Genomic DNA, 17,476 nt, shown 5'->3' with positions numbered 1-17,476 from the left:
ATGTTTGACTTGCTCATTTGCTTTTTTGATAGTGTGTGCTCACTTAAAATTTAACGTTGGCGCTTTGTTTTGTTCAGTTTTCAAAGAGCAATTTCACAATCGTTCTTTCGAACGGCTGTTTATTCATCATAACACTTTATTGATTAGTTGTCAACTTCTGCGAAGTTTTTAACTTATTTTAAATCGCTGTGTTTTTCAGCGACCATTTCATCTTATCATTTTCATAGTAAGAAGTCAATAGTTATTATTTCTTTCAGCAATCAGCCAAAAGCGATGAAGTTTTTCGTTTGTCTTAGTGGTGCTTATTTATATTAATCCCATTTCAGTTTAAAGTCAACTCTTTTTTCCTTTTCTTTTATTTATACCCTGCAGCCGGTTATTATAGCTTCTTCTGTTTATCAACAATGCAAGGAAAGTGCTTATATAATGGTAAGAATGGCAGCAATCACGGGATAGACCTAACTAAGTATCTTTGTATCTTTTTTTAATGCCTGTTTATAATGAAATTTGGCATATAACCAAGTTGACTTCATAATTTTCATTATGATATTATATAACCAAGTAAAATAATCGGAATAGTTAATTTTAATTTAAGTATAGCAAATTAAAGGAGATGGGATTATGACAGCAGCAATGGTAATACCAGGTGCGGAACCTTTTTTCTTACCCGGCAATTCTATCGGCATTCTTATTTGCCATGGCTTTAACGGAACGCCACAAAGCGTAAGATATTTAGGTGAAAAATTTGCCGCCAAAGGCTTTACTGTCTTCGCTCCTCGACTGGCGGGCCATGGGACGGATGAATATGAAATGGAAACGAGTACTTATCAGGAATGGATACAAGATGTTGAAATGGCTTATGCAAAATTAAAACGAACCTGCACCCATGTATTCGCCATCGGACAATCAATGGGAGGCGCCCTTGTTCTCGATTTAGCTACAAAAGTGGCTTGTGATGGAATTCTCACCATCAATGCCGCTCTCGAAGTTCCTGAATATGAAATATACCGTAACCAATCGGTTCCACGCTTCGTTCCTGAGGGCAAACCTGACATAAAAGACGATACAACTAAAGAAATCACAAATTACCAGGTTCCGTTAAAAGCGATTAATCAATTGCTTGATATAATGGAACATACCAGTCAAAAACTAATAGACGTTTCGTGCCCGATTCTTATCTTCCATTCTCCAGAAGATCACGTTGTACCAGACTCATGTTCCTACCAGATTTACGATACGGTCATGTCCGGGGATAAAGAGATGGCGCCCCTTGAAAATTCATATCATGTGGCCTCGTTGGATCATGACAAGGATCATATCATTGAACGGTCATATCAGTTCATTCAAAGGTTAAGCAAAAGGGCTATAATCGCTTCTTAAACTCCTTTTTCTCCATATAAAACAGGTTTATCCGTACACTTCATGGGTATATACAGTATATAAAGAAAAAGGAGGTAACATGATGAGCGGTTTATCAGACAAAGTAAAAGGTGCTGTAAATAAAGTTAAAGGTGAAACGAAAGACCAAGTCGGAAACGCGAAAAATGATCCTCACTTACAAGCAGAAGGTAAAGTCGATAAATTAAAAGGCAATCTCCAAGATGGCATTGGTAAATTAAAAAATGACCGTTAATTGCAAATAGCCGAATATATGATTCACTCTCTTAACATATCCCCCCCTTTTATAGAGAAGAGGCGGCAGATAATCTGCCGCCTCTTCCTTGTTCAATTTGCTTGAATAACAACAACACACATATCATCCGGTTGATCTTGCTGCATTTCCGGGGACATCAAAAAATCGATAGGGGGAGATTCTTTACAATCGAACCATCTCGTCGAGACCGCTTCTTTTATTTGGTCGAGTCCTTCCGTCCCTTCTCGATCTATCGCTTCCATGACTCCATCCGTAAATAGCATGAGCTGAATCTTCTCTTCATAATGAATGACTGACTTCTCTATTTTCATTTCGGTGAAGAACCCCACAGGGCATGTCCCTTTTGAAAGCGAGGCCACTTTTCCATCGTCCATTAAAGCAAAGCCCGGAGGATGTCCGGCATTCACATATTCCACAGTCTTTTGCTCTGTATCAATGACCATATAAATCGCGGTAAAATAATAATGCACTGGATTATCTTCTTTATTAAGGGTACTCATCCAGCGATTCATTTCGTTTATTACTGCCACCGGATCAGTATGTATCCTGATGGCATCCCTCAATACGGAGGAAATGAACATGCACACAAGTGAGGCGGATATGCCATGCCCCATCATATCCAGCAGGATGATCCCATACCGACTTTCATCGATGCGATGCCAATAGTACATATCCCCTGCCAATTTATTCGCAGGTAAGTATGATGCCCTTATGGTTAAGTGATCATTTATAATGGGTTCACTTAATAAACCACTTTGAACCTGCATGGAAAGATCCAATTCATTGCGGATTTTTTCATCCTGCATTTTATGCCAATCTTTTTCATATTTAAGTCTTAACCCCACGCGAATCCTCGCAAGTAAATCTATTTTATTGATAGGCTTCATAATATAATCAATTCCGCCAACATCAAGTGCCTCGGCAACCTTGTTTGAATCTTCAAGGGCGGTCACAAAAATTACGGGTATATCTCTAAGGTGAGGAATGCTTTGAAGTCTCCTGCACGCCTCTATCCCATCGATCTCCGGCATCATGATATCGAGCAGAATGATATCAACTGAAGTCTCTTTAGGTTGCGGACTATCCACCTGTAAATATTCAAACATCTCAACAGCTGAAGTTAATGATAGAAAATCCGTATAGCCAGCTCGTTTTAGAATTTTCTCTATAACGAAAAGGTTAACCTGGTTATCATCTACGATTAAAATCGTCATTCTTTCATTCCCCTTTTGGCTTATATCGAGCGGCAACATTTATCTTTTTTATATGGATCAGTACTTTCATAAAGCTCCCTTAATAGGGATTTTCCTATTATATTATAACGAAGTTCAGTCTCTTTTAATAATAATAAACAACGGCAGTCATTCTATTTGGAGACCAACTCATTATTTATACCCCTTCTTCCGTCACCTTAAACATAGAAATGAAAAAAAATCGAAAAATAATGCACTAAATTAAAAAGAAGGAGTCCGCTTATATGCGGACTCCTTCTTTTTACAATTTCCGATAAATTCGTTCCTTTGAGTCAAAGTCCTCATAATCTTCCGAAAAGGATGATGTATGAAGTGTTTCCTTGCTGCCAACCGCAAGAAAGCCGTCTTTACAAAGGCTGTCATAAAACAACTGATTAACATAGGTCTGCAATTCACCGGTAAAGTAAATCATCACATTCCGGCACATGATGATATGAAACTCATTGAACGAACCATCAGTAACTAAATTATGCTGGAAAAACACAATGTTTTTAAGGAGATTCGAATCAAGATAAGCATTTTGATAATCGGTTGTATAATACTCCGAAAATTCCTGGTTGCCTCCAGCTTGCAAATAGTTTTTCGTATAAGACTGCATTCTATTTAAAGGCAATATTCCTTTTTCCGCATGACGGAGGACTTCATCATTCATATCAGTGGCATAAATCCTCGCCTTATCATAAAGTCCTTCCTCCTTGAGGATGATCGCCATGGAAAAGGCTTCTTCACCGGTTGAACATCCCGCATGCCAAATTCTGATTTCCGGAAGTTTTTTCAGGAGCGGTACAATATTTAAACGAAAGGCTTTAAAGAAATCCGGATCGCGAAACATTTCAGTGACATTTATTGAAAAATCTCTCAATAGCTTCTCGACATACCCTTTTTCATATAAAACCATTTCAATCATTCCGCTGATCCTGCGAACATGGTCCAGCCTCATTCTATTTTCAACTCTTCTTTTTATTGAAGAACGCATATATTTGCGAAAGTCAAAGCCCGAAACGGAATAGACGGCCTCTAACAATAATTCGATTTCCAAGTCTTCTCTTTCTTCAATCGTTAATGTATCCTTCATGCAAAACCTTCCTTACCCGTACTATCAATCAATTAGTCAGCCATACCCTTAGGACTGATAGCAACTGATCCAATTTTAACGGCTTGCTGACATAGTCGGAAGCGCCGGCCTTCAGGCACTTTTCCCTGTCGCCTTTCATCGCTTTCGCAGTTAGCGCGATGATTGGAAGATCCTCGAACTTACTTTGCTCGCGAATTCTGGTCATCGTTTCGTAACCGTCCATGCCTGGCATCATGATATCCATCAAAATGACATCTATATTGTTTCCTTTTTCAAGGAGTTCCAAACATTCATAGCCGTTTTCAGCTGTAAGGATTTCCATCCCCTCATGCTTCAGCGCATTCTTCAGGGCAAATATATTACGGTGATCATCATCGACGACCAGTACTGTTTTATTGCAGAATGGTTTGGCCTTATCTCGATCTTCTTCATCCACTATAACTACATCCGGTTCTCCCTGACCGTCAAAAGGTGCGGCGGCAGAATCATCGTTGTTGGCTGCTGCCACTTCTGGAGAAGCAGCCATTGCTTCGCCGATATTTTTGTAGCCTTCTGGCATGCTTGGAATAAAGAAAGTAAAGGTACTGCCTTGCCCTTCCTCACTATCTACAATGACCCAGCCTCCCAGAAGTTTGGCGAACTCCCGGCAAATCGATAGCCCTAGTCCTGTACCGCCATATTTTCTCATTGTAGCTCCGTCACCTTGCTGGAACGCTTCAAAGATAAGTTTTTGCTTCTCTTTAGAAATTCCGATGCCCGTATCCGTCACCTTAATTTCAACCCAATTGCTAGCTCCTTTTGTCTGTATCCATTGTGCTACATTTTCTTCATCAGCTTTTTTGATTTGGACAGTCACAGAACCTTTTTCCGTGAATTTAAATGCATTGGATAATAGGTTTTTCAGAATTTGCTGGAAGCGCTGTTCATCCGTAAAGAAAATATCCGGAACGTTTTTACTTTTTTCTATTATAAAGTCAATGTTCTTTTTCTTCGCTACATGATCGAAATTACGGTGCAATTGCTCTGGAAGCTCACTCAAATTCATTTCGTCAAAGACTACTTCAAGCTTTCCGACTTCGACTTTCGATAAATCCAAAATGTCATTGATCAACGTTAATAAATCTTGACCTGATGAGTTAATGACCCGAGCGAATTCCTGTTGCTCTTCGTTTAATTTACTATCATTCGGATCTGAAAGCATTTCTGATAAAATCAGGATACTATTGAGCGGTGTCCGCAATTCATGGGACATATTCGCCATGAACTCCGATTTATATTTGGAACTTAACTTTAATTCCTCCGCTTGTTTTTCAAGATTCAATTTTGCGACTTGAAGCTCTTTCGATTTTTCTTCAGTTTCACGATTTCTTTCTTCTAATTGTTCATTGATCATTCGCAATTCCTCAGCCTGTGTTTGCAGTTCCTCCGATTGGGCTTGCATTTCCTCTGACTGTGATTGCAATTCTTCAGATTGAGCCTGTAACTCTTCGGTCTGTGCTTGTGATTCTTGCAATAAACGCTCTATTTCCATCCGGCCCTCAACATTATTAATCGTGATGCCCAGAGTATCAAGAACCTGGTTCAGGAAAGTTTTTTGCAGCTTCGTAAAGCTCTCCAAACTCGCCAGTTCGACCATCGCCACCACTTCATCCTCAAAAACGACCGGCGCAATGACAATGCTTTTCGGGTTTACCTCCCCTAATCCTGTCGTAACCAATTGAAAATCTTCAGGAATATCTTCAATGACTTTCGATTCCTTTTCAAGGGCGCATTGTCCAATTAAACCTTCGCCAAGACGGAATTCACGCCTGCCTGAATCTTCGCCATCTCCCGCAAAGCTTGCAAGCTTCACAAAACGCATATCCACGCCCTCGCCCCGTTTGACGTAAAAAGCTCCAATTGAAGCTCCCATCATCGGTGCAAGTCTTGTAATGAACCGGTCAGCCAGCACCTCCACATCAACAATGCGCTGATACATCGTTGCTATATCTGCAACACGGGTCTGGATCCAGTTCTGTTCACTGATCTTTTCGGTGAAATCTTTCTCTTTTTGATTATAGATTTCAAGCGATCCCGCCATTTCGTTGAACGATCTCGCTATATCACCAATTTCATCAGTAGTCCGAACCGGAACTCTCGGTATGACCGATAAGTTTTTATAATCGATATTTTTGATGACCTTCGTAATCGATTGCAGATCTTTCGATGTACTGCGGATCATCCAAACAACCGTTACGGAAATAACCAAAATGCTGAGAATAACCGCAAAAATTACAAAACCAATCATATCTTCATAGGTTTGTTTCGAATTGTTTAAGGTATCGTTCATGACACCTTCCTGGTAATCCTTAAATTCATCCATCGTACTGATGACTTTCGTTCGTTTTTCCCTTTGGTCGTCCATCAGGCTTGAAAGATCATCCGAAGAGTTTCCAGATTTTATCTTCTGGATGATTTCAGCCTCCGTTATGGAGTAAGAAGCATATTGAGTCTCGAACTCTTTCAATAATTGCTTCGCTTTGACCTTATTTAACGTACCTGATAACCCAGCAATTTTTGATTCAATCAAATTATGATTCTCATTGATGATTTCGAGGCTCTCTGCTCTTTCTTTTTTGTTTGCATCATTAGCTGCAAACAGGATCTCACGGTCCGACCTGGAAAACAGCTGACGGATTTCCATCGAAGCTGAAACTTTTTCATAGCGATTTTCAACTATCTCAGTCATGCTGCTCTTTAAATTGTTAAGCGTAACCATCATGAAAGAAAGTAAAATAGCCAAGAAAAGCAAGATCAAACCAAATCCCAACATTTGCTTCTTCTTAAAACCCATTTTCCCGCCCACCTTCAATACTTATTTATACCAGCCATAAATAAACGGCATTGCAAAATAAATCTTAATACTATCATTAGTATTACTTTTGAAGAATTTCCTTATATTCTTTGAAACTTAAAATGATATATAGATAGATTCATTGCTCAAAGTCAATTTTAACATTTTCCAAGCTAAAATAGTTACCTACAGTGTTATTTTTAATGAATTCATTTTCCAATTAAGTAACAGTCTGCCTTGACCATTGTTCTAAACACCGAATAGACATCTTCGTACATAATAAAAGCCGAAAGTTTCCACTTTCGGCTCTAGTTGTAATCCTGCTTTATTTAATCTTCTTCACTTCAACATATAAAACATGGTGGCCGTCCATTTCCTTTACAGTAAATTCATATCCGGCGTATTCGATTTTATCCCCGACAGCAATCTCGAATCTGCCTGTCAGGAACCAACCTCCCAATGTATCGATATCTTCCTCCGGCAAATCGATCGCAAGGGTATCATTGACATCTTCAACCAATGTTTTTGCGTCGAATACATAATGCCCTTCATCAATCTTTTGTATGAGCGGACGTTCATCCTGGTCAAATTCATCACGGATTTCCCCGACGATTTCTTCAAGTATGTCTTCAACCGTAACAAGACCGGCAGTTCCGCCATATTCATCAGTCAAAACAGCCATATGGATCCGTTCCTTCTGCATTTTCAGCAGCAAATCATGAATGGCGATCGTTTCAAGAACACGGATAATGGGTGTTACAAAGGAATCCACCGTCAAAGCTGTTACATTATCTTCTGTAATCGTCGCTGTATAAAGTCGCTTGATATTGACCATTCCCACGACATTATCTTTATCACCGTCTATGACCGGATACCTTGTGTATTGTTCTTCCTGAATCAGTTCAACAACTTCCAATAATGGCATGCCCTTTTCGATAACGGTCATTTCCGTACGCGGAACCATGATTTCATTGGCAATGCGCTCATCAAATTCAAATATCTGATTGACATATTTATATTCTGATTGGTTGATCTCACCGCTTTTATAGCTTTCCGATAAAATGATGCGCAGCTCTTCTTCGGAATGGGCCATTTCGGACTCGGACGCAGGCTTTAATCCGAACATGCCCGTCAGGAGACGTGCAGAACCATTCAGTAACCAAATGAATGGGTACAAAATGCGGTAAAAGAGGATTAACGGCTTTGCAAATAGCAAGGTTACCTCTTCTGCCTTTTGAATCGCAACAGTTTTCGGTGCAAGTTCGCCGACAACAACATGAAGGAATGTTACAGAACCGAAGGCGATCAGGAACGAGATGATGTGACTTACGGACTCCTCTAATCCCCATTTAGTGAACAATGGTTTTAAGATGGCCTCGACCGTCGGTTCACCCAATACCCCTAAACCTAAGGCGGTTACCGTAATCCCCAATTGACAGGCAGATAAGTATTCATCGATATGTGATGTCACTTTCTTGGCTGCAAGGGCATTTCTATGCCCTTCCTCAATCAATTGATTGATTCGGGAACTTCTGACTTTCACGATTGCAAATTCCGATGCAACGAAAAATGCGGTTAATGCTATTAATACAGCTACTGCTAATAATTTTATAAATATCTCCAATATGTGCGGGTTCGCCATATTGTGCCCATCCTTCTGACCTTCGGATTAGACATGTACGGCTAAATCCCAAGCACCTCCTGTATAAATGGTTATTTTCGTTTCAAAAAGCGATTTTTGCCTAATCAAAACCCTTTAGCCTATTTCGTTAATATGCACCTTTGTGCAAAAAACTATAGGGATAAATTTTAATCATACCAGCAACACTAGCAATGATTGGATTAAGGCCATGCTTTCGCGGGATATCTGTTTTTTTAGAAGAAGCTCACTTTTTCCGTCCTTTTCAATCAAGCTAATGAATTCCTGAAGTTCCTCGTTCAGGCCATCCATTTTATTCTTGAGTTGAAGACCTTTTTCCTCAATTGCTGATGTGTCTTCCTTATCCTTCTTAAGTAATTCTTTAATATCTTCCAATGAAAGGTTTTCTCTTTTGTATCCCTCGATACGGCGAAGCCTTTCAAGTTCACCGACTGAATAATAACGGTAATTAGAGGCGGAACGTTCTGCTTTAAGCAAGCCTAGGTTTGTATAATAATCTACAGTTCTTTTCGTAACATTCGCCATTTCCGCCAACTCGCCAATTTTTAAAGTCTCGTTCCCAACATAACCCCTCCTAACCGTCACGTGATGGTTTGACAAACTGAAAGTATGTCTTTTTCCTCCATGACGTTTTATTCTATTCCCTAATCGTACATTATTTTAATTGAAATGGAAAATATTTATTACCTCTTTACCCTTCATTGGAAAAACAAAAACCGATTAATTGAATAATCGGTTCAGACTGTAGACAAACTTGATATTAATTAAGATTGCCTGCATTTTTGAGAATGTATAAAATATGAACGTTGATTGGAACGTAGGGCACTCGCTTTCCGCGGGCGGTCCGAGAGCCTCTTCGGTTTGCCTGCTGGGTCTCCGTGAGCACGCTTTTCCCGCTGGAGCCTCGAACACCCGCTCCAATCAACTTTGTATAAAAAATTAAGATGGAACCCCTTTTGTCTATAAACTCAAACCGATTAATGGTTTAATTTATGATCTATTCCACAGATTTATTTTTTCGTTTTAACTGAGAATTGATTGCTCAATATCTTAGGACCGCATTGGCAAAGGGCAGAATGCTTTAGCTTTTTTATTGGTGTTCCGCATGTTTCACAAACTTTTGCTACCATTTATACTGTCCTCCTCACTTTATTTGCTTGTTATACATATTATACTACTTTATTAATGATAATCAATACTAAATTAAAATTATTATAAATAAGGTTTTATCTTTAATTTGTTAGACTTCACATATGATTAAAATAAAGATAAAATATAAACAAAACATATCAGGAAGGTTGGTATTAGTATGACGAGTGAAATCCGTTCCATTCCCCGTCCTTTAGTACGAACGAATCAATGGGTCATTTTGTTAAGCGTAGCCACCGCCTTATTAACGGGACAAATGTGGATATTAGTGATTCCTTTAACTGCAGGACTTTTAGGTCTTCTCTTCAATTTCAATCCAGTGATGCGTCTCGCCAAGCTCTTTCTTAAAAAGAAACCCTCCGATTATATTCCTGAAGATCATTCACAGCAACAGTTCAACCAAGCAATAGCTGTCGTTTGCTTAGGACTTGGATTCATATCTTTTTTGCTGGGTTGGGATGTTACCGGTTATATATTCACCTTGATGGTCGGATTGGCTTCTCTCATAGCCATCCTTGGATTCTGCATCGGCTGCTTTATCCTTTATCAATGGAAGCAATATTCCTATCGCCGATCTATTCGCTAATACCACACACAAATGGGACTGACATGCATCAGTCCCATTATATTATTCGGTTGTACGTAAGGAATTACTCTTTTTGACCCAAATGGTCGCCAAAACAATCAGCAAAATTAATACAGCTTGCGGCACCAGCGTTTCCATTGTTGGATAAAGACCTATCGTTTCTACAAACGGAAAGGAACTGATCGTATTTGTCTGTATCACCTGTGAAACCTGAAGTGAATGAATGGAGACTCCAAGAATCTTGAAAGCCAATGCATATATGAGTACCGTTGCCGCTTTAAAGAATAGGGTCATCGGTAATTTCACACTATAGCGCAGCATGATGAAACCAATTACCACTAAAATGAGGAAGGCAAGGAAAATCCCGCTCAGCAGCTGCTTTAATTCCATATAAGGAGCCATACCGGCATAGAAGATAATCGTCTCGGCCCCTTCACGGAATATGGATAGAAAACTGATCAAAGCGAAAGAGATGATGCTTCCCGTAGCAATGGCTTGGTTCATTTGCTTGTCGATATACTGGTTCCATGCATGAACATTCGATTTACCATGAAGCCAAAGACCAATTGTCAACATCATCGATACGGCTATTATCCCAGTGATTCCCTCAATATATTCCCGGCTTGACGCAGCCGTGATTTGAGAGAAAACGATATTGATTATGACCGCCAATATGGAACTGGCAACTAAACCCGCACCAACCCCTGTCCAAATCCATTTTTGTTTGTCCGCTTGCCCGATTTTCTTTAGGAAAGACAGCAATGTAGCTACAATTAAGAGTGCTTCCAACCCTTCCCGCAAAAGGATCGAAGCGGCATCCCATGTCGTATATCCCGTATCATTAATTAAAGGGAGTAACCTTGTGTTTAAGTCGGAAACGATTCCCTTCGCTTCCTCCGCCTTTACCTTTTTCGATTCTAATAGGCTGATTGCGGTCGGGACTTTCGTTTCCATATCGCTGTAAAGCTTGCTGTCCCTTGTGGAGACCTCCCCTTCGACATTAGGCCAAATTGTCAAGATCTCATTTAGCTGATCAACGGCAGAATCGATGTCACCCTTTTCAATATCCGTTGCACTTCCTTGTAAAAGTTGCGTTACATCCCCAAGGGAATAGGTATTCTCCTGGCTTCCTTCTTCAACTTTACCAGCAAGGAAATCCTCGATTAGGCCCTTCAATTCAGCTAGATTTTTTTGGGCTTTTTCCGAATCAGGTGGGTCTTGGGTAATCGCTATCCGCACAAAGGCCATTTTCGTTTCAAATTCACCATATGCAGCAACACTTTTCTCCCTGACAATGACCTCTGCTTCGGTCCATTGACTCAGAAGGCTGGTATATTGAACTTTAGCTTGATCAAAGTCACCTTCAGTTATCGAAGCTTCCAACTTATCTATTAAAGGTAGTATTGCTTCTAAGCGTTCTTCATAGTCCGTCTTGTCAACAGGGTTTTCGTTGGTATCATAAATAACAAGAGTACTGGATAATGCCGATAATCGCTTCTTGATTTCATCTGTGGAGGCTTGGTCTCTCACAGCACTTTTTACCGCAGACAGCCTCTCGTCGACTTCCCTCGCACTCTTGCTGTCCGTTTTTATCGTTTGCCAATCTTTCTCGAAAAGATCGATATTTTTCGATACTTCCTCAAGGTCTCCGGATTTTACCTTCATTAAACTATCGCCAATATAAACAAAAAGCTGATCATGGTTTTCACCCGCCGAAACAACCCTTACAGCCGTCGAAAGAAATAAAAGGCTGACGATTAAAACCAAAATCCCACTCTTCCATTTAGAAACGGTCATACTGGTCCCTCCTTATTCATGAACTAAAATCGCCAACTGGATAATTTCCATGCTGGCGATTTTCACGTCCTCATTTGAGATTATATTTTTCCAAAAAGGGAATCCCCAATATAGCCACCCTTTTTCACACCTGGTAAACAAGCGAACATGGCACTGCCCTTGTGAACGATATATTCGTTGAGCTTATCATTTTTCGCCAGTCGCTCTTGTATGGGAATGAATTGTTCACTTGGATTTCGCTGAAAACAAATGAATAGCAAGCCTGCATTGAAGCTCCCTGTTTTAGGATCCATTCCATCTGCATATGAATATGGACGCCTCAATATCTTTGCTTTTCCGTCCCCCCTGGAGAGACTCATATGTGAATCTTCCGGAATGACCCGATTTCCATTTGGATCTTTAGCTTCAAGGTCCACGGTATCGAACTCATTCTTCATTCCTAATGGAGCTCCACTGTCACGATGACGGCCAAACGTATTTTCTTGTTCTTTCAATATTGTCCGGTCCCAAACTTCAATGTACATCTGGATTCGGCGCACCACCATATAACTGCCCCCAACAAGCCAGTCAGGACCGTCCTCACCCTTCACCCAAACATGCTCATTCATTTCATTGTCATTATTCGTATCCGGATTGACAGTCCCATCCTTAAACCCGAAAAGGTTACGAGGTGTCGTTTTTTGTGAATCGGCTTGCTTAGTCCGTTGAAAACCTGTTTGTGCCCAATGAATGATCGTTTTCCCTCTTCCGATCCTCACTAAGTTCCGGACGGCATGAAAAGCCACTTGGAGATCATCTGCACATGCTTGAATACAAATATCCCCACCGCTCCATTCTTCTTCTAAAGCATCTAAAGGGAATTGAGGCAGATCCTTTAATTCTGCAGGCCTTTTCGATTTCAAACCAAATCGATCTTTGCCATCCTTCGAAAACAGGGTCGGACCCACTCCAAAAGTGATCGTTAAATTGGAGGGTGATAATTCTTTCGCTTCCCCCGTATCCTTTGGGGGCATATTCGTATTATGTGATGCTTCACCAATCAAATTCCCCTCAGTCATCTGAGCCGCAGCCTCTGTCCAATCCTTAAATAACTGGATTAGGTCTGACCTTTTATCTGTGGTTACTTCCAATGATGCGAAGTAAAGGTTATCTTGCGCCTCAGTGGTGATACCGGCTTGATGTGCTCCATAAAAAGGAACGATATCCTTAGTTTGTCCCTTTGCCCTTTGTTCAGAAAGTGTCAGCAGCCCGCCAAATCCAGAAGCCCCTATCACGACTCCGATTCCACCAACTCCTGCCGTTTTCAACATATTTCGACGACTCACTTTTTTTGTAAAAAGTCCGGTTTCATCTTTAGGCGTATGTTCTTTCAATTAAGATTCCTCCGTTACAATCCCTATTTGCGAAAGTGGTTCAGCCAATGCATCAATTGCTTGACTTAACTCCTTGACTTCAGATTTCTTTAAATCCGTATATGAGATGTAGCCATCCCCTTCTTTATGCTTTTCAAGCAAGCCGTATACATCGTCAAAACGTTGTTGGATTTCCTCAGCAAGCTTCGCGTCCTTTTCTTTCAGCGCTGGAGTAAGCAGTTCATAGATCTTTTCTGCACCTTCAACATTTGCAACGAAATCATACAGGTCGGTATGGGAGTATCGGTCTTCTTCTCCTGTCACTTTGCTCGTGGAAACTTCATTCAATAAATCCACCGCACCCGTGATCAACAAATCAGGTGTTACCTCAACCGTTTCAACTTTGGCTCGAAGCAAATTGACGTCACTCATTAATTGTTCTGCATACTTTTCGTAGCCCTTTGTTGTATTTTCTTGCCATAGCCCCATTTCAATCCTATGGTAACCGCCCCAGTCTTCATCTTTGACATCCCCTTCACGCGCATCGATTTTGGGATCAAGATCCCCAAATACTTCAGCGATTGGTTCCGCTCTCTCATAATGCATACGGGCTGGTGCGTATAATTCCTTCGCTTTTTCAATATCACCGGCAGATACGGCCTCAGTGAATTCTTCCGTTGCGTTTACGAACTCTTCTATTTCACCGATGGCATATTCCCGGTACTCGCTAGATACATCATCAAGCTTACTCGCACTTGCTTCTTTGGCATTATCATCTGCCGGCTTGGCTTCTTCCTTTTCCTGCGCACAGCCAAATAATAGGCTGGTTGATAGTAAGACCGCTAATGACGCCTTTGCTTTTTTCATAGTGTATTCTCCCTTTTAAATGATTTGTAGATTCATATTAGCAGATAATGAAAATCATTATCAATATATATTTTACTGGAAACGTGACATTGTTCATTCTTTTTTAAATAAATTTCACTCTACTCCTTGTATTATTGATAAGAAACTGCCAGCTGGCTAAAAATAAAAAAGGCAGCCTGCATACCGGCTACCTTTCCCGTTCACTCATTAATTTGTCATTTTCTTTGTCCATGATTTTTGTGATATCCTCAACAAATTGATTGATCAATATTAGCTCTTGTTCATTATAAGATGAACATAACTCCTTGGTGGCCATAGAAAGCGATTGATAGTGCGATTTGATCTGTTCCTGCCTTTCGGGTATCGGTGCAATCATCACCCGTCTTCCGTCCAATTGATCTCGTTCTCTTTTAACATAACCGGATTTCTCAAGGCGATTGATCAGTGCCGTGACCGATCCCGTGCTCAATCCTGTAATTTTGGATAATTCACCGGCCGTAATCGGTCCAGTTTCATTCAATATTTCAGCACTCTTTAAGTCCGTATGGGATACACCTATTTTGTGGGCCATATTTTGTTGAAATAATACGGATCTCATTCCATACCGCTGCAATCTGTGTGTTAAGCTCTTTAGCAGAGCTCCATTCACCTTATTATCGCTTGACATAAAATGCCACCCCTTTTACACTTAAATTTATCTTGATTTTCAAGATAAATGTTTTGTTTCATCTTAACGTTTACCCTTCAACCATGTAAAGGAAATTCATGAACTGGTTGATACGAAGGAGGAAAATAAATGAACGCTCAAAAAAAACAAAAATTCATTGTTGCCGGTTTACTATTGGGTATCTTGATGTCAGCAATGGATAATACGATTGTTGCGACTGCAATGGGAACGATCGTTTCTGATTTAGGCGGATTCGATAAGTTTGTATGGGTGACATCTGCCTATATGGTCGCCACGATGGCCAGTATGCCGATATTCGGTAAGCTTTCCGATATGTATGGAAGAAAGAGGTTTTTTATTTTTGGACTTATAGTCTTTTTAATCGGCTCCGCATTATGCGGCATGGCCCAGAGCATAGTGCAGTTAAGTATCTTCCGTGCAATCCAAGGGATAGGCGGAGGCGCTTTGATGCCTATAGCCTTTACGATCATTTTTGATATTTTCCCACCTGAAAAACGGGGGAAATTAACTGGACTTTTCGGTGCTGTGTTTGGGGCATCAAGCGTATTGGGACCACTTTTAGGCGCTTATATCACTGAATATTCCAGCTGGCACTGGATTTTCTACGTCAATGTTCCGATTGGGATCATTTCTTTATTTTTCATCTGGAATTACTACAAGGAGTCACCCAACAACCAAGAGCAAAAAATTGATTGGGGTGGCGCAGCAACACTCGTCATTGCCGTTATCAGCTTAATGTTCGCTCTCGAACTGGGCGGGGAGTATGGCTGGAGTTCCTCTCCCATCATAGGCCTGTTTGCCAGTTTTTTGGTTTTCTTCGTTACATTTTTCTTTTTCGAAAAAAGGGCAAAAGATCCAATCATTTCATTATGGCTGTTTAAAAGGCGATTATTTGCCACTTCTCAGATCTTAGCCATTCTTTATGGCGGTACATTCATTATATTAACCGTCTATATCCCGATTTTCGTGCAGGCAGTTTACGGTGGTTCTGCAACAAATGCCGGATTGATCCTAACTCCCATGATGCTTGGTTCTGTATTCGGCAGTGCAGTTGGCGGGATATTCAATACAAAGACAAGTTTTCGCAACTTAATGACGGTTTCTGTCATCTGTTATTTTGCAGGAATGCTTCTATTAGGAACCATCACCCCTGATACCAGCAGGACTTTATTAACTTTGTATATGATTCTGACTGGATTTGGCATGGGCTTTTCCTTCTCCCTTTTGCCTATTGCGTCCATTCACAACTTGGAACCTAGATTCAGGGGGTCGGCCAACTCAACAAACTCATTCCTCCGTTCATTTGGGATGACACTCGGTGTAACGATTTATGGAGCGATTCAGACCAATGTATTCCAAAGTAAAATGACGGATGCATTTAAAGGAATGCAAGGAGGTCCGGATACAGCCGGCTTGATGGATGACCCACGTCAGCTCTTCCAATCGGATGCACGTGCCGAGATTCCGGACTTTATCCTGGATAAAATCGTTCATGCGATGTCCGATTCGATATCATTGATATTCACCTTGGCTCTCATTCCGATCGGTCTTGCAGCAATCACGGTATTCTTCATGGGTAAAACAAGAGTGGAAACACCTTCAAAAAAGGAATACTTACACTAAACAAAAAGCGCTGCATTTGCAGCGCTTTTTGTTTTTCATCTCCCTTCTATAAATAGGAAGTGAAGATAGTCGAAAGATCATACCGAGGTGAGAAGTTTGAAGGACGTATGTTTTGGAGACAGTTAAACCAGAGGCATTTCTTATATTAGGGTACATTATCCGAACTCTTGGCTAAGCTAACAGAACCTTGCCATACTCAGTGATCTGCATAAGCATATGGAAGAGGATATGCTTGTGCAGCCATAAAACAGTAAAAAGGCAAAGCATGTCGCTTTGCCTTTTTGCCTTACAGACTTTTCACTTCCACGTTTTCCGGAAGCTTGAAAGGGTTTTCGGTGTTGATCCGGTCATAAAACATCATCCCGTTTAAATGATCTAACTCATGTTGAAACACGATTGCAGCAAAGCCCTTCAGCCGCATCTCTATTTCCTCACCATTACCATCCAAAGCTTTGATTTTAACCCGTTCATAACGAGGTACATACCCCTTAATGTCACGGTCGACGGAAAGGCAGCCTTCACTTTGCGGTAAATAGATCATTGTGGCAGAATGGCTGATGATTTTCGGATTCACAAGGGCATATTCAAACAGCTTCCCTTTTTCATCGGGAAAATACATGACGAACATGCGTTTATTCAAGCCTATCTGATTTGCAGACAACCCAACTCCTTCACGTAAGTTGTACTTCTTTTGGAGTTTTGGGTCCTGGCTGTTTTTCAGGTATTGCATCATGCATTCCAACGTTTCACGATCTTCATCCGAAATCGGCAGGCTAACTTCATCCGTTACCTGACGCAGAATGGGATCACCTTCTCTAACGATATCCTTCATCGTAATCATATAGTCTTTTATAAATTTACTCATAGAACTTCACACTCTTCTACCATTTTATTTTTTCATGACTTAGACCATTTCACTTTAGCATTTCGCATTTAAAA

Annotated in this window: 14 protein-coding genes; 4 read left to right on the top strand and 10 right to left on the bottom strand. The window is 40.6% G+C overall.

Translation table 11 applies throughout. The features are described 5' to 3' along the window. The first annotated feature begins 621 nt into the window (after positions 1-621). Complete coding sequence (locus tag ACIROD_RS25075; protein WP_402945417.1) at positions 622-1,380, top strand: alpha/beta hydrolase; 759 nt, start codon at positions 622-624, stop codon at positions 1,378-1,380. Positions 1,381-1,462: 82 nt separating this feature from the next. Next, positions 1,463-1,633, top strand: a complete 171-nt coding sequence (locus ACIROD_RS25070) for a CsbD family protein (RefSeq protein ID WP_098866101.1) — start codon at positions 1,463-1,465, stop codon at positions 1,631-1,633. Between the two features lie 92 nt (positions 1,634-1,725). Here the strand turns inward: ACIROD_RS25070 and ACIROD_RS25065 are convergent, their stop codons facing one another. From ACIROD_RS25065 to ACIROD_RS25045, 5 genes are all read right to left on the bottom strand, one after another. Further along, entirely contained in the window at positions 1,726-2,868 is a 1,143-nt protein-coding gene (locus ACIROD_RS25065) for a PP2C family protein-serine/threonine phosphatase (protein ID WP_101225714.1), read from the bottom strand. Between the two features lie 280 nt (positions 2,869-3,148). Then, complete coding sequence (locus ACIROD_RS25060) at positions 3,149-3,982, bottom strand: CheR family methyltransferase (protein WP_101225713.1); 834 nt, start codon at positions 3,980-3,982, stop codon at positions 3,149-3,151. 28 nt (positions 3,983-4,010) lie between these two features. Continuing rightward, positions 4,011-6,815 carry a response regulator gene (locus ACIROD_RS25055; protein WP_402945410.1) on the bottom strand — a complete coding sequence of 935 codons (2,805 nt, stop codon included), beginning with the start codon at positions 6,813-6,815 and terminating at the stop codon, positions 4,011-4,013. Between the two features lie 325 nt (positions 6,816-7,140). Next, complete coding sequence (locus tag ACIROD_RS25050; RefSeq protein ID WP_137019314.1) at positions 7,141-8,439, bottom strand: hemolysin family protein; 1,299 nt, start codon at positions 8,437-8,439, stop codon at positions 7,141-7,143. A gap of 189 nt (positions 8,440-8,628) precedes the next feature. Next, positions 8,629-9,060: a MerR family transcriptional regulator gene (locus ACIROD_RS25045; RefSeq protein ID WP_286141468.1), complete on the bottom strand. Its 432-nt coding sequence runs from the start codon at positions 9,058-9,060 to the stop codon at positions 8,629-8,631. A gap of 724 nt (positions 9,061-9,784) precedes the next feature. On the opposite strand from ACIROD_RS25045, the gene ACIROD_RS25040 reads away from it, so the two are divergent. Continuing rightward, positions 9,785-10,210, top strand: coding sequence for a DUF4395 domain-containing protein (locus ACIROD_RS25040; RefSeq protein ID WP_101225711.1), 426 nt, complete (start codon positions 9,785-9,787; stop codon positions 10,208-10,210). Between the two features lie 42 nt (positions 10,211-10,252). On the opposite strand, the gene ACIROD_RS25035 is transcribed toward ACIROD_RS25040, so the two are convergent. From ACIROD_RS25035 to ACIROD_RS25020, 4 genes are all read right to left on the bottom strand, one after another. Beyond that, positions 10,253-12,007 carry an FTR1 family iron permease gene (locus ACIROD_RS25035; RefSeq protein ID WP_402945407.1) on the bottom strand — a complete coding sequence of 585 codons (1,755 nt, stop codon included), beginning with the start codon at positions 12,005-12,007 and terminating at the stop codon, positions 10,253-10,255. Positions 12,008-12,087: 80 nt separating this feature from the next. Next, positions 12,088-13,380 (bottom strand): iron uptake transporter deferrochelatase/peroxidase subunit, encoded by a 1,293-nt coding sequence (efeB, locus tag ACIROD_RS25030; RefSeq protein WP_402945402.1) that lies wholly within the window; start codon positions 13,378-13,380, stop codon positions 12,088-12,090. After that, entirely contained in the window at positions 13,381-14,226 is an 846-nt protein-coding gene (gene efeO, locus ACIROD_RS25025; protein ID WP_101225708.1) for an iron uptake system protein EfeO, read from the bottom strand. A gap of 187 nt (positions 14,227-14,413) precedes the next feature. Beyond that, positions 14,414-14,893 (bottom strand): MarR family transcriptional regulator, encoded by a 480-nt coding sequence (locus tag ACIROD_RS25020; protein WP_230178679.1) that lies wholly within the window; start codon positions 14,891-14,893, stop codon positions 14,414-14,416. A 129-nt stretch (positions 14,894-15,022) separates the two neighbouring features. Between ACIROD_RS25020 and ACIROD_RS25015 the strand changes: the two genes are divergently transcribed. Further along, complete coding sequence (locus ACIROD_RS25015; protein WP_260359310.1) at positions 15,023-16,537, top strand: MDR family MFS transporter; 1,515 nt, start codon at positions 15,023-15,025, stop codon at positions 16,535-16,537. Positions 16,538-16,823: 286 nt separating this feature from the next. On the opposite strand, the gene def is transcribed toward ACIROD_RS25015, so the two are convergent. Continuing rightward, a complete protein-coding gene (def, locus tag ACIROD_RS25010) occupies positions 16,824-17,402 on the bottom strand; it encodes a peptide deformylase (protein WP_101225705.1) in 579 nt (192 codons plus the stop codon). Between the last annotated feature and the right edge of the window lie 74 nt (positions 17,403-17,476).

This window comes from Peribacillus sp. NPDC101481, assembly GCF_044767165.1.
Lineage (GTDB): Bacteria > Bacillota > Bacilli > Bacillales > DSM-1321 > Peribacillus.
This window is presented reverse-complemented; position numbering and strand designations above follow the sequence as displayed.

What these genes read in the sequence shown, in the direction of transcription:
- ACIROD_RS25055 (WP_402945410.1), bottom strand. Translation starts at nt 6,815, where the DNA reads ATGGGTTTTAAGAAGAAGCAAATGTTGGGATTTGGTTTGATCTTGCTT.
- def (WP_101225705.1), bottom strand. Translation starts at nt 17,402, where the DNA reads ATGAGTAAATTTATAAAAGACTATATGATTACGATGAAGGATATCGTT.
- ACIROD_RS25060 (WP_101225713.1), bottom strand. Translation starts at nt 3,982, where the DNA reads ATGAAGGATACATTAACGATTGAAGAAAGAGAAGACTTGGAAATCGAA.
- efeO (WP_101225708.1), bottom strand. Translation starts at nt 14,226, where the DNA reads ATGAAAAAAGCAAAGGCGTCATTAGCGGTCTTACTATCAACCAGCCTA.
- ACIROD_RS25075 (WP_402945417.1), top strand. Translation starts at nt 622, where the DNA reads ATGACAGCAGCAATGGTAATACCAGGTGCGGAACCTTTTTTCTTACCC.
- ACIROD_RS25065 (WP_101225714.1), bottom strand. Translation starts at nt 2,868, where the DNA reads ATGACGATTTTAATCGTAGATGATAACCAGGTTAACCTTTTCGTTATA.
- ACIROD_RS25020 (WP_230178679.1), bottom strand. Translation starts at nt 14,893, where the DNA reads ATGTCAAGCGATAATAAGGTGAATGGAGCTCTGCTAAAGAGCTTAACA.
- ACIROD_RS25070 (WP_098866101.1), top strand. Translation starts at nt 1,463, where the DNA reads ATGAGCGGTTTATCAGACAAAGTAAAAGGTGCTGTAAATAAAGTTAAA.
- ACIROD_RS25015 (WP_260359310.1), top strand. Translation starts at nt 15,023, where the DNA reads ATGAACGCTCAAAAAAAACAAAAATTCATTGTTGCCGGTTTACTATTG.
- ACIROD_RS25040 (WP_101225711.1), top strand. Translation starts at nt 9,785, where the DNA reads ATGACGAGTGAAATCCGTTCCATTCCCCGTCCTTTAGTACGAACGAAT.
- ACIROD_RS25035 (WP_402945407.1), bottom strand. Translation starts at nt 12,007, where the DNA reads ATGACCGTTTCTAAATGGAAGAGTGGGATTTTGGTTTTAATCGTCAGC.